Below are 12,384 nucleotides of genomic sequence, written 5' to 3'. Positions count from 1 at the left end.
TTTGCTCTCGAAAATAAAACGTAAGCATTTAATTTTTACTTTTATGAAGGCTCTTGTAAGTGTTGACATTTATATAAACTGCTTAAGTAGAAGACTCCGTTTTGAGGTGTTCAAGCTGTTTCCGTTATGATTGACAGCGTATAGAGCTCAGGGTAATCGCTCGCTTTCCGCGGCATACAGTTCAGCTTGACCGTCTTGAATAGCTGGCAGTATCTCCTGGTCCCCCCCCCTGACTCTCAGTCTGGCAACGAATACCGGTTACTAGAAATCAATTCATCCCAATCCTACCATATTGTTGAATAACTTTTTATGAACAATCAACAACGACGTTTAACATAGCATTTATGAAAATATAAAAAGGGACGCGTTAAGAAACGCGTCCCTTTTTATCATAGTAACCATGATCAATTTTGTATTTTTTTGTGTCAAGAAACTCAGAAAGTTCTTCTTCTCCGCCTTTTCTCTGGGGAGAGCGTTTTATCGATTCATAATTGAACGATAAATTTCGTTGATTAAGCATATCGAACACATGTATTCTACGATCATCTGCAATTTTTTCAGTAGACATAATTTTGTATCGAAGAATATCTGTCATAAAATCTCCTTTTCGTGTAAAAGCGAACAGCAGTTTCGACTACTCCATTAATTATAACATAAAGTAACCTCAAACAAAACTACATCATTATAATAAACATTATGGCTCCAACCTCCGTGTAATATTGTACTTCACATGTTTTTTTAATCTTTTTATAGATTGCTTTATTATTTTGATATACCTTGTATGGTATATTAACAAAAAAATCCTGATCGTAAAAACGATCAGGACCTCTTGTTAAATTAGCGCGCCCGAGAGGATTCGAACCTCCGACTGACGTAGAACCGGAATCTATTCGGAAATCTTACGAAAATATGTATCCGTTAACCCCTCGCTCCTATCCGTTATCTCAACGAAACGATTGCGAGAAATTTTCCGTTATGACGTAGACCGTTAGATTAAACGGGCATGGCATTTCGGAATTAAATCGATTATAAAGGAAGGGATTCGAAAATACAAGAGAAAGCCGACTAATCGACGAAGGGACGAACCCACGTTGAAACGAAAGTAATTCGTACATAGATCGATTCCTTAGAGATTCTCATAAAAAAGAATCCTCCCGTAACTAATGTGAAGGATTCTTAACATGATCGAAAGTTCCTGCGGGAATATTTAAAATCTTTCTGGATGCAACATCTGCCCAATACCTTTTATCATAATGGTAAAAGTATTTAGGATCTTCCTCTAATATTTCAATTAGATAGTTAAATATCTCGTTGTATTCATCAATGCTCAATTCATTATTCTCGAATTGGACTGAAATAAGCTTCATAACCCCGTCTAAATACTCTCTGTCTAACTCATCTAAGTTATACTGAGTACTCATACTCAATTACCTCCTTAGTAATTATACATTCCAAGACTCGGGTTTTATGAAAAGAAATTTGATCCTTCATTCTTCCTCTAGGTTTTATATTTTCTATAAATTGTGAATTAGTAATTTTCCCTTTGTTTAACTTAAACATTTCTTTATCAATTAATCCGTCTGCCAAAGGTCCAGCAACAAAGTCATAATCGTGTATCATACTATTATTATAACCCTTCTGGCGGCAATTATAAACAAACCTTGCCCATTCTTCATTTGGATGAGTAAAGACCTCACCTTGAGAATCCAACATGATTTCGTTTAAATAATCAATATTCAATTCAATTACTACCAAAGCAGGTTTAGGTTTTATTGCAATAGAACCTCTTCGCATCTTGTTCGCCCAATCTAATGCCTGATCGTAACTACTAGTTAAGTAAAATCCCTTACCAAAATCCGTAGAATACCTACCTTTACTTATGTCTATTCCTCTTAGAATATTTCGTGCATTAAAGTCAGTAGTTCCGTGAAAGCACCGTTTAAACGAATCCAATTTAATCAAAAGACCCTCTCCCCATATGTACACTTCCCTCTCCATATTGGTATATTATAGCATTATTCAGACACAAATAATTCCATTTCACAGATATGTTAAGAGAACATAATCGTTTCCTTACGCTAATAGCAAATTACTCTTTCGCTTTTACGTAACTTTCAATTAATCGTCATACACACCGGATTGTATTAGCTTTAGTTGGCGTAAGAGGAAGCTGCGGACTTCATCGTTGGGGATCGCGGGAATCTTCGATTGGACGTAGGTTGTCGGAGGTTCTTTGCTTTGAAGGTCTGATACGTCGATAAAACGGTCGCCATCGGGTAGTTTTAACGTGGAAATGATTTCATAGCGTGATGCTCCGGCGAACTCGAGGAAAATTTGCTTGCGGTAATCGTTCATATTATCGTCTCCTTTTATATGTGACGTGGTTTATATTCGACACTTTCTGTTATTCCCCTTCTTTTTCGTATAAAAAATTAAGGGGGTTACAGGAAATTCCCTCCATTTGTCGAATTGATTATTATGGCTCACAAGTAGTTAGCCTCCTTTTATCGAATTTGATAGGAACGAACTCAACCGTATGTTAATCGATAATAAAGATGGCGTGTTCATCATGGCTATACACTAGTTAACGGAGGGATTGAAGGAATAATATGTATATCTTTACGACTGCGGTCGATAATGGCGATTTAATAAACGCATTGACTGAACAAAATAAGACGTATAGGGAAACGCTTTTCTGGGCGCTCGGAATTATGGGCGGTATCATATCGATCTTTTTAACTGCGAATTTTATAACGTCGTTCAGTCTTCGTAAAAACGAAATCAAACGAATAAAAAGCGAACTCGAAACGAGTTTCCGAGAGAATGAGATGGAAGAAATAAAGAAGGAACTGAAAGTCTATGCGGATGAATTAATCTTTGAATTAAAAAAGGAAATAAAAATCTTAAATTACGAATTACAAACGCTTGAAAATGAATTAGAAAATAATAGCTATGAAGTAAAACTATTGGACGGGAAGTTTAACGAATTGGAAGGTGATGTTTATTATGAACTTAAACATTATCATATTGCGGTCGACAACTACGTTTACGCCGGGCAAATTTACATTGAAATAGATTACGACCTTCACGAACAACTGTTAGGAAAGATAAAAAACAGCTTGGAAAAAGAGAAAGAAATACAATTCGATGATTCCGCCGACTTACAAGATTACCTCGATAAACTTCCTTCTAAATATCAACTGTACAATTACCAAATCAATCGATTAATATCGAACTCATAACGACAAAAACGACCGCCCCATTTTCGAGGACGGTCGTTCATGCGTTCATTTATTCGATTCTATTAGTAATCTGCAAACGAGATTCTTACGCTTATCCCTTGTCCATTCCTTAAAAACGTCGGCTCGACGATTCTCCCGCCCTGTCGCTCAACGGCTTCTCGTAGCTCGATAAATTCTTCCGTGGAGTACACGTTATCGTTATTGTATGCGTAATATCGCTCACTCCTTCGAGTAGTTGGTTCGGAGCGCTGTTCTTCGATAAAAACCCCTCCGACCGGGCCTTCCGACTTAACCTTTACGAGCTTTTTGCTGTGCGTTGTACGCTTTGTGCGTCATTTTTAAGCGCCTAAAGGTCATATCTACTCCGGTTGACTTCGCATCTTTCAAATCGTCTAACAATTCTTTCTCAGGTGTCTGTAACTCGCTAAACGTTCGGTGTATTCCTCGAAGTTTCTTCTGCATAAACTCGTTACCTTGCAAGCTGCGGGCAACCTCCGGGAGACGTTTTTTAACCTCGTACAGTCCCCCTTCTTCGAAGTGACCGATTTTCTCTTCAAACTTATCGAGTGCTTCGAGTCTATCCGAGTCCGTATAGGCAAATGTCGCATCAGCGATTAGCTCTTGGATGTATTCATCGACTAGTTGCTTATCTGCCGTTGTCGGGCGAAAAGTTGATCTCGCTGCTACTCGTTCTTGTTGCTCGATTTGCGCATCGATTTCCTTTTCGAATTGAGAATTAATCTCGCTGACTCGGCTTTCAAGTTCCTGTCTTCTTTGATCCGTTTCGTAAGCAACGACATCATCTGTATAGTAGGGGTTGTCGCTTTTCTCCATTTTTTCAACGTCTTTTCTAAATTGCTTCGTTTCTTGTTCTACCTGCTTTGCGAATGTTTGTTTGATATTCATTTAAAATTCCACCCTTTTTTATTAGTTTTCTATCTGCTTCGTTTATTTGTAGTTCTGACGGTTGGTAACGTTGCGTTGGTTGTTTCAACGTCAATGACATAATCGTTATCCTGCAAAAACTTGTTGACATGCTCTTTGGCTCCATAATAGGCATAAACTTCCGATTGACTTGTTTCGTATTCCGCATCGAAAACTTTGTTACCTTCGGGACGGGCTTTAATTCTGATACTTACTATTCTCGTCTGACGGTCTTTTCGTTCAATTTTGATATTCACTAAAACAAGTCCGTCCACTTCTCTAACACTTTCTTCTATTTTCCCTCTTCCTAGCCACATAGTTTTTCGCCTCCTTCTTTTGTTTGGAATATCTTATAACTCTTTTATGGGGAGGTCTCCAAGGTTTGTTTTCCTTTTGCAACCAACTAAACTCTTCATTATTATTACTGAAGTTTTCTATCCACTTTGGCATAGAGTCATTAGGTTTCGATTTGCTTCCTTTGTAGAATGAACCGCCTTGCATCTTAATTTCTTTTCTAGTATTACGTGGCAATTTAAGCCCTCCGTTATAATCGTTCTTATACGTTGGTCTTCCAATCGGCTGCATCCTCCACAAACGCCTTAACCTCGCCGAATTTCGATTCCCCTTTTCCTGCGCTTGCTAAGTCTGCTCCTCCCTTGCCTTACGTCTATTAAAATCCGTTTCGTCCGCAAAGTATCGATCGAGGTCGTGCTCCTTCAATGTTTGCCATGTCTGATCGAATAGGTTATAAACGACGATTATATCGGAGGACTTTCCATGAACCTCTTCGTTCTCATATCGTCCCCTCTCGGGCTTCTGCATGACTCTCACGTTTTGTAGTTCGTTTGTCATTGCCGTCTTCCCTCCCTCAAAATACGTGACATAGGGGGTTTGAAGGTAAATACACCTGCAATTCATAGAACGTCTGTACGGTTCTCTTAGACGCTTTAAACGGGCTATTTCGCCTTACTATCCGTGACATACAACCCCTTACTTCTTCCGCTGTTCTCGTTTCCTCTTCCGATCCTTATCGCGTTGCTGTTCAACCCGGCAATTATCGCAATACTGACGCTTAGTTTGATCGCCAGGAGCAAAGAGGTTTTCGCATCTCTTACATAGCTTCGAGCTATCGCCCCAATACGAAACGCCGAACGATTGCCAGTAACGAACCTCTAATTGATCGTCGGACGGGAGAACGTATTTTTCGAAGTACGGGCATCGGGCGCCCTCCGTGTCCTCGAAAAACGGGCAAGCTCTATCGAGTAGGCAGCGACCACACCCCGCATAAGTCGCGCAATCTGTCTTTACCTTCCGTTTTATATCATCGGTTAACAAACGAATCACCTCGCTCGACTCGCTGAAACAATGCTGCGATTAATATTCCCTCTCTATAAACTTCCGCTGTAGCTTCGTACCTTCCGTCATCGAGTAACTTTCGGAGCATTTTCCTGTTGTCGCTGTATATCGGGTTACTCATTCGCTCTCAACGCCTGCTCCGCTCGTTTGTCGAAGTAGAACTTCGCTGAATCGGCCAATTCGATAAAGGCTTCGTGAAAGGACTTGTGCCCTCGTAGGGAAACTCCGTCAATCAACTTTCGTGCTTCTCTGCTTTCCGCGGATTGAAGTAAGAAGAGAATAGCCGGCAGGTCGTTTTTTGAGGCGTTGCAGCATTTACAAGCGCAGGTGATATTATCGAATGTGTTGCTACCGCCGTGCTTCATCGGAGTAATGTGATCGAGGCTTCGCTCGCTCTCGGGGATTTCTTTTCCGCAATAGGAACATTCCGCACTTGAGAGCGTCCAAACAACCTGGATAAGCGTTAGCTCGTCCGTAATCGGTTCCCCCGTTAACTCTTCCGCTTTCCTCCGAGCTTTTCTCGAGTCTTGCAACGCTTGGGACGCTTTGCCTTTAATTCTCCCGCGGAAGTGCTTCTTCTGCTCCCTTTCGCATTCTTTACATTGCGAACGGTTCTCTCTATAAAACGCGTCGATTGGCTTCGGCTGCTTGCACTTTGAACAGCGTTTTAACTCGGTTGCTCTATTCATGCGAAGCACCGCCCGTTTGTCCGATCTCGTCAATACGTGCGATTAGCTTCTCTATGTTCGTACTTATTCCCTTGCTATTCTCGATTGCTTCGTCAAATTTCGTCTTCTTCATCGTCACTCATCCTCTTCGTTTAGTTATGGTTTCGTTAGCTCATCGTCAATTCGTTGTAAAACCCTATTGATTTCGGCGTTGCATTGTCCATCCGCCTTCTTTAGCTCCGTTAGTCTTTCGAGATACTTCAATAGCTGCTCTAGTTTCGTCAATCGTCTTCCCCCTCTTCATCGTTATGTATGCGTGACTCTTCGCCCCTCCGGCTTCCTATTGCCGTACCAACGGAGCTTGCGTTTTATCCCAACGTTTGATATTCTAAGATTAATAATGGCGTGAGTTTGCGATTTTTTAATTGTTATAAGCGTGATAAAAAAGCCAACCGTTTTTGGTTGCCTGAATATCGCTTTGCTCGCATAGTTCCTTTAACAAACGCTCTACCTCGGTTTCTGGTTCGTCCCCGCCGATCCAAGTAACCAACCCGGTCGCCCTGCGATTTATTTTCTGGTCGATTAGAAGTGCTTGAGTGACTCGAGGCGACGATATATAAACTCGCTTGTTCATACGGAAGCACCTCCTTAAAATTCCGATGTATTGAATAGTTGTAATAACGTCTTATGATCGTGCTCCCCTCGAAGCCTTGTTACGATGCTCGGATTAATCGCTATAACCGTTTCTCTGCCATCACCCGAAGCTTCCGACATCATCGGTGCTTTGCGTTTAATCTCTACGATAACGCCTGCTCGAGTAAGTTTCGCGAATAAATCGGATGCCTTGCGGGGTGATATACCGAACAGTTTCGATATGTCCTTTTTGTTGTAGAACTCGACCTTATTCGGATTGTCCTCGAAAGGGTTCTTACAAACGAGATTGGTTTCGTAGTGGACGTACGGAAGCAATTTGTATACCGCGCCCAGTTCTGCCGGTTTTAACTTTAACTGCTTCAATGTTGTATGAAACGTTTTGACTAGCTGATCCGCGTCCCCTTTAACCTTGCTACGGAAATGGAACCGTTCATTCATTTTATAATCGCCGTCCTCGTTGATTTCTAACGCTCCGAAGTCGACTAGCTTGTCCAACGCGCTTTTCGCTGTTCTTGTTTGTACTCCGAATACTTCTGCAATTTGCTTTTTACTCATTGGTTTGGGCTCCCTTCCATTCATAGCGATTATGTTCGTTTTATACTGGACATACGGTTGAAGCATGAGCAAGTAACCACAATTCTTATTCGATAAGCCGTAAGTGATTTCGAGAATCTCCGCCATTCGCGTAAATGTAAAATGTCGCTGATCTCGTTGCTTGTAAGCGTGCCTTCGCTTTACCTCTCGCGACCTCTCCGACTCCGAGTAGAACATTTCGCCATTCTCGTCTACCGAGTAGCCTCCGCCTATCGGGATTAACGAGCCTTCCGGGATGTCCGTTACTTGCTGCAAATCGTCTATTTGATTCCTTAAATTCCTGTTGTGTTCATCCATTAACAACTTCCTTCCTCTTGTTTTTGCCGGGTATCCTATAAAATACATGACCTTTTTTGCGCGTTTCGCCCTAAATACATGACCTTTTTTGCACTCTTCTACAACCCCGCTTTTTCACCTAAAACCTTTCTATATCAACGTTTAACTGGGTTTTTCTCCGTTTTTCATTCGGTTTCTCGGGAAATTCCTTCTTCTCTTATATACTGGTTCATTACGGTTTACGTATTTAAGTGCAAGTGCAGGAGCTTCGCTCCCGCTCGGGTACACCCCAACCCTCGCGCAATGGACGCCTATCGGCTCTAATTCACACGGTGAAGTGCCTCCCGATAAAAGGATTGTAGTCGCTCCAATCGTCCCCGGCGCTTAATTCGGTTACTCGTTATAACTTTCCCGACTGGACGGGCAGAACGTTTGTACGAGTTATGTATTGGTTATTCCGTTTGAAACAAGTTTTATACTTGTTTCGGTTGTGTAAACAACCTTCTCTTTTATCCGTTGTATCGTTTATCTCGTTGTGCCGTTGTTCCGCTTATATCCGTTGTCTTATCGTTATTCCGTTCCTCCGTTGATACGTTGCCTTATTTCGCTTGATCGCTTATCACTCGTTTGATTTGCGCGATATTCCCTTCGCCAAACTCGATGTATAGCCTCGTAACTATGTACGGCTTAACTCGTCTCGAATCGACTTCTATTTTCGATACTAACGAGCGACTCACGCGCAAACGCTTCGCCATTTCGTGCTGCGTGAGTCCGTTCACTTTTCTGACCGTTCGGAAAAGCTCTCCGTTCATCCTTCACCCCTCCTTTTGTGCATCATTCTAATCAAGTTGGTACTTTTCTCCACAATAAAAAAACCTTACTCAGACTATGCATAAGTAAAGGCTTTCTACCCCTCTACTTAACTGTGGATCTCCCACTCGTTTACATAGTTTCTTAGGATTTTTCGAAACTTTCTTAGAATGTTTCCCGATTTCTCCACGCTGTCATTTCGGTTTCGGTGAGAATAGCGTTCCCTAGAGCGTCGTCTTCCGCCGGTGAAAAGTCGATAGGTATTTCGTCTACTCTCCGCTTATAAGCCGGCTCCATTAAAGTTCCCTTCCGCTTTCTTCGAATCTCGTGCTCGTGCTCGCATATTCCGTTGTTAAAGCAGGTGATTTTATTTCCATTCCGAGAGACGTCGTAGAAATAACCTCCGCATATACCGCACCTCTTCACACGCTTAGGCTCGAACTTTACGTTTCTCCAGTTTAATTGAATCGGAAAAGGGTACTTGCGACATTCTCCGTCAATTATCTCTCGGAAATGCTTGCGTTGGTCTTTTCTGCATTCGAGAATTCCCTTTCGAAAGTCTTCCGTTTCTGGACGGTGCATTTCAAACGTGAACCTATTCGTTAGCACCTGGAACAGTTGAACCGACGCTTCTTCGTTTAGCCCATCATCAATTAACCTTTGCACTTCTTTAATGTAACTCATTCTGCATTCCCCTTTGGTAGTTTAATTGGATGTGTGAAACTGTATTAAAACCGGTTATCGGCTCCCGATTCTATATTCTGATAGATCCTTCTCCAGTTGCTCGCTGTTCTCAAACACAAACACTAACTTTCCCAGACGTTTATGTGACGGTTGAATATCAACTAACCTATAATCCTTTGCAATTAAACCCCTTGCTACGCGTAAACTCAAAATGCACTTGTACTTGTCCATTTACAAATCACCTCCGATTGATTTTCTTCTTTCTATCCCTCTACTTAACTACGGATCTCCCATTCGTTTGTATAGTTTCGCCCCTATCTCGCCTTTTACAACTCGCTTCATTTCGTCCACTTCCGACGGTATAATTTCCACCTTTTCGTATTTCCCTCCGACTAATACCTGTTGACCTAGCTTTACGTTTTCCATTCGTAATCCCTCCGTTAATTTACCGCCTACTTACTAATAGCCCAAAAGCGTCGTTTCGTGGACCATTTTTGTGATAATTTCTTCCTACTTTCTAATACCACAGGAGCATCGTTTCGTGTTGCACATTTCCGAAATTTACTCCTTACTTACTAATAGCCCAAAACATTCTTCACATGGGACATTCATTTTTGGTCCTCTACTTTTACGTACCAATTAATCAGCTCTGCGTGGGACATTTTGGCGCAAAAAAATAACGAAGTCCATAAGGACTCCGTTGTCAGTACCGTCATAGTTGAACGTCAATTCCTCGAAGATCAAACCGTTCGACACTTCGACGTATTTAAAATTTTGTCGGAAACTTTCGTAGACCCGGCAGCACGCATGCGAAAATTACGCCCCCGGGGGGTTAAATGCACGAAAATGAGCTGACGTGTTACCGCCAGCCCTACTGTTCGCTATAAACGGAAGTCCTTCAAGGTATCCGCTATCTCGTCCTCTCGTATCCCTATGTACCGTTTCGTCGTCGCCTGATCCGAATGGTTGAATATCTCCATTAAAGTAGCGACGTCCTTTGTACGTTGGTAGTAATGATATCCAAACGTCTTCCTTCCCGTGTGGGTTCCGATATCCTTCCGTCCTAATAAATCGGCAGCCTTTGCATAGACTCGATAGGCTTGCGTTGGGGTTATATGCCCGTCTCCCTTTCGACTAGGAAAGAGCCAACCCTCGTTAGGCTTATCAGATAGGTAATCGGCTATGTCGCCCATGATGGCGTTTAAATGAACCCTCCGAGGCTTCTTCGTTTTCCCTTCTGAAACAACGATGCTAGAGGCGCCTTTAACGTCCTCAATTCGTAGCTTAACGATGTCTCCTATTCTCAACCCCGTGTTAATTCCGAGATTAAAGAGTAACAAGTTCCGATCCGCCTGCTTCGATAGTTTCAGCGCTTCTCGAAACTCCCTAATTTCCGCAGGTGTACGTAATGGTTCCACGTTCACAATGTCGTTCTTCTTTCCGCCTTCATACGTCATAAAAACTCCCCTTTTCGAATGTACGGTTAAGTAATTAACGCAATAATACCATACATTCATATGACGGTCAATTAAATAACGCCTACATTATAAGAAATATAACGTATGGAAATACAGAAAAGCATACATTCAAAAGCATCGGTTGAACTCGCACTATTCAAACTCGTTATACGTGCTGCCCCCTCGGTATTTTCGAAGGTGGTCGCCTGGTGAACCGGATTCCCCGTAATATAGAGGTAATCAATTACCCCCACGAGTGCGATATTTGTGAACTATCGGGAACCTAACCACTTTACTATTCCACCGTGTTAAAGGGCGATTTCTCCGAGTTCTTTCTATATACTCGATTATGCTTTAATTCGGTAAAGGACGTTACCCGTTACACATTCGTCCGTTTCGTTAGCTCTTCGCTAATCTTCTTTACCACACTCGGAAGGCTCCGATGAATCCTCGATCCACTAAAACGCATGACCTTCCACCCTTTGCTACGGAGGTATCGGTCTTTCTTACGGTCGTGTGCCTTTTGAGCTGCCGATGAATGGAAAGCCTTACCGTCGCATTCAATCGCTAATTTTAGACCTGGAAACGCGATATCAATTCGAAATTTGCCCTCGGGATATTGAGTGCGTGGGTGAAGCCCATACGAAACTAAGCCGTTGTACAAACGCCTTTCAATCGGAGACTCACATTTCCCGTATTCGGATTTCTCAATCGGCTCTGGATCGGGTTGAAACCGATTTAGACAGAATACTGTAAAGATCATCAGCAAAAAGAGTGTGACAGATACAATGAATTCGACCATATTTAATCACCTGTACTATTATCGCCTTAAACTAACTCTAATACACGTCTGCCATTCGGCGTAAATAGATACCTCGACTAACCTTGTTCCATGCCGAGTACAGATAGCTCTGGAGATTCCGTACTTTCCCCTCTTTGTAACGTCTGATACACGATAAGAACGCCTCTACGTATTCGGGGTGATCCTCCGCTTGGATAGTCGGGTCTATTGTCGCCTTAGCACGGTATAAGGCTCCGATAGTCTCATATAAACCCTCACCGTTAAAGAACGGACTCATCACCTCGTAGAGTTTATTAGGAATGGCGTGTTTTAACGCATCTGTCGTATCTAGTACGTGCTCTTGAATATGCTTAGACTTAGATGGTTCGATGTCGACTTTTGTCGCTCTATCCTTGTCTTCGTTGGCTTCACGGTCTTCCTTTGCGGTGTCAGCCTGCGGTAGCAGTTCGCCCGATAGAATACGAATTACATTGACGGATCGCTTTTGTCCCTTTCCGTATCTCTTCCACTTCTTCAAAGTTGGCAGTCGTTCAATCATTCCGAAATCTGCTAATCTGTTTATCGCTCTTATAACCGTGCTTTTCTACAGGTGCAACGCTTCCCCTATCGTTTGGTACTTCGCAAAGGAAACTCCCAGAACTCGAAGGCTGGACCGTCCGAAGAAACGTAGTACCTCGATAGTTGACTCGGGCACTTCGTAGTGCCGTAGGGTGTCGATGTACTCGTAAATCTGCTCGTCCATTTCCGTTTGTTTTTCAAACGTTGCGTATGCTGCTAGCTCTTTTAAATCGGTCGTAACGTAATTCATTCCGTTTAGCCTCCTTGAATAGAAGGCACAATAACCGAACATACGTTCTAAAAAATCACAGACGTATCCAATTTGACTAACCGCTCGTTTTTCGTTATGCTCTCTATAG

19 protein-coding genes are annotated in these 12,384 nt (G+C 42.3%); 1 reads left to right on the top strand and 18 read right to left on the bottom strand.

The features are described from left to right. Positions 1 to 367: 367 nt before the first annotated feature. From O2Q26_RS10680 to O2Q26_RS10665, 4 genes are all read right to left on the bottom strand, one after another. Positions 368 to 595 carry a hypothetical protein gene (locus tag O2Q26_RS10680; protein ID WP_289215893.1) on the bottom strand — a complete coding sequence of 76 codons (228 nt, stop codon included), beginning with the start codon at positions 593 to 595 and terminating at the stop codon, positions 368 to 370. A gap of 565 nt (positions 596 to 1,160) precedes the next feature. After that, complete coding sequence (locus O2Q26_RS10675; protein WP_289215892.1) at positions 1,161 to 1,421, bottom strand: hypothetical protein; 261 nt, start codon at positions 1,419 to 1,421, stop codon at positions 1,161 to 1,163. Then, positions 1,405 to 1,962 (bottom strand): DUF3990 domain-containing protein, encoded by a 558-nt coding sequence (locus tag O2Q26_RS10670; RefSeq protein WP_289215891.1) that lies wholly within the window; start codon positions 1,960 to 1,962, stop codon positions 1,405 to 1,407. Before O2Q26_RS10670 ends, O2Q26_RS10675 begins: the two co-directional genes overlap by 17 nt. A gap of 156 nt (positions 1,963 to 2,118) precedes the next feature. Then, complete coding sequence (locus O2Q26_RS10665) at positions 2,119 to 2,355, bottom strand: hypothetical protein (protein WP_289215890.1); 237 nt, start codon at positions 2,353 to 2,355, stop codon at positions 2,119 to 2,121. Positions 2,356 to 2,609: 254 nt separating this feature from the next. On the opposite strand from O2Q26_RS10665, the gene O2Q26_RS10660 reads away from it, so the two are divergent. Further along, positions 2,610 to 3,242 carry a hypothetical protein gene (locus O2Q26_RS10660; protein WP_289215889.1) on the top strand — a complete coding sequence of 211 codons (633 nt, stop codon included), beginning with the start codon at positions 2,610 to 2,612 and terminating at the stop codon, positions 3,240 to 3,242. Between the two features lie 288 nt (positions 3,243 to 3,530). Here O2Q26_RS10660 and O2Q26_RS10655 read toward each other — a convergent pair whose 3' ends face one another. The 14 genes from O2Q26_RS10655 to O2Q26_RS10595 all read right to left on the bottom strand — a co-directional run bounded on the left by O2Q26_RS10655 (position 3,531) and on the right by O2Q26_RS10595 (position 12,275). Continuing rightward, entirely contained in the window at positions 3,531 to 4,148 is a 618-nt protein-coding gene (locus tag O2Q26_RS10655; protein ID WP_289215888.1) for a hypothetical protein, read from the bottom strand. 29 nt (positions 4,149 to 4,177) lie between these two features. After that, positions 4,178 to 4,483, bottom strand: a complete 306-nt coding sequence (locus tag O2Q26_RS10650) for a hypothetical protein (protein WP_289215887.1) — start codon at positions 4,481 to 4,483, stop codon at positions 4,178 to 4,180. Between the two features lie 322 nt (positions 4,484 to 4,805). Further along, positions 4,806 to 5,018 carry a hypothetical protein gene (locus O2Q26_RS10645; protein ID WP_289215886.1) on the bottom strand — a complete coding sequence of 71 codons (213 nt, stop codon included), beginning with the start codon at positions 5,016 to 5,018 and terminating at the stop codon, positions 4,806 to 4,808. 138 nt (positions 5,019 to 5,156) lie between these two features. Further along, positions 5,157 to 5,510 carry a cysteine-rich VLP protein gene (locus O2Q26_RS19155; protein WP_491624959.1) on the bottom strand — a complete coding sequence of 118 codons (354 nt, stop codon included), beginning with the start codon at positions 5,508 to 5,510 and terminating at the stop codon, positions 5,157 to 5,159. Between the two features lie 125 nt (positions 5,511 to 5,635). Further along, positions 5,636 to 6,055 carry an HNH endonuclease gene (locus O2Q26_RS10640; protein ID WP_289215885.1) on the bottom strand — a complete coding sequence of 140 codons (420 nt, stop codon included), beginning with the start codon at positions 6,053 to 6,055 and terminating at the stop codon, positions 5,636 to 5,638. 556 nt (positions 6,056 to 6,611) lie between these two features. Then, positions 6,612 to 6,824, bottom strand: coding sequence for a hypothetical protein (locus tag O2Q26_RS10635; RefSeq protein WP_289215884.1), 213 nt, complete (start codon positions 6,822 to 6,824; stop codon positions 6,612 to 6,614). Between the two features lie 14 nt (positions 6,825 to 6,838). After that, complete coding sequence (locus O2Q26_RS10630; RefSeq protein ID WP_289215883.1) at positions 6,839 to 7,735, bottom strand: hypothetical protein; 897 nt, start codon at positions 7,733 to 7,735, stop codon at positions 6,839 to 6,841. A gap of 578 nt (positions 7,736 to 8,313) precedes the next feature. Next, on the bottom strand, positions 8,314 to 8,526 hold the full coding sequence (locus O2Q26_RS10625; RefSeq protein ID WP_289215882.1) for a helix-turn-helix domain-containing protein: 213 nt from the start codon (positions 8,524 to 8,526) through the stop codon (positions 8,314 to 8,316). 163 nt (positions 8,527 to 8,689) lie between these two features. Further along, positions 8,690 to 9,208: a hypothetical protein gene (locus tag O2Q26_RS10620; protein ID WP_289215881.1), complete on the bottom strand. Its 519-nt coding sequence runs from the start codon at positions 9,206 to 9,208 to the stop codon at positions 8,690 to 8,692. A 279-nt stretch (positions 9,209 to 9,487) separates the two neighbouring features. Then, a complete protein-coding gene (locus O2Q26_RS10615) occupies positions 9,488 to 9,634 on the bottom strand; it encodes a hypothetical protein (RefSeq protein ID WP_289215880.1) in 147 nt (48 codons plus the stop codon). Positions 9,635 to 10,089: 455 nt separating this feature from the next. Then, positions 10,090 to 10,665: a tyrosine-type recombinase/integrase gene (locus O2Q26_RS10610; RefSeq protein WP_289215879.1), complete on the bottom strand. Its 576-nt coding sequence runs from the start codon at positions 10,663 to 10,665 to the stop codon at positions 10,090 to 10,092. Between the two features lie 379 nt (positions 10,666 to 11,044). Next, on the bottom strand, positions 11,045 to 11,428 hold the full coding sequence (locus O2Q26_RS10605; protein WP_289216028.1) for an endonuclease domain-containing protein: 384 nt from the start codon (positions 11,426 to 11,428) through the stop codon (positions 11,045 to 11,047). 76 nt (positions 11,429 to 11,504) lie between these two features. Beyond that, positions 11,505 to 12,005 (bottom strand): hypothetical protein, encoded by a 501-nt coding sequence (locus tag O2Q26_RS10600; RefSeq protein ID WP_289215878.1) that lies wholly within the window; start codon positions 12,003 to 12,005, stop codon positions 11,505 to 11,507. A gap of 45 nt (positions 12,006 to 12,050) precedes the next feature. Further along, positions 12,051 to 12,275 carry a hypothetical protein gene (locus O2Q26_RS10595; RefSeq protein ID WP_289215877.1) on the bottom strand — a complete coding sequence of 75 codons (225 nt, stop codon included), beginning with the start codon at positions 12,273 to 12,275 and terminating at the stop codon, positions 12,051 to 12,053. Between the last annotated feature and the right edge of the window lie 109 nt (positions 12,276 to 12,384).

The sequence above is a fragment of the Halobacillus campisalis genome (assembly GCF_030345335.1).
Taxonomy (GTDB): Bacteria; Bacillota; Bacilli; order Bacillales; family Halobacillaceae; genus Halobacillus_A; species Halobacillus_A campisalis.
The sequence above is the reverse complement of the archived record's forward strand: the minus strand, read 5'-3'. Positions and strand labels throughout refer to the sequence as shown.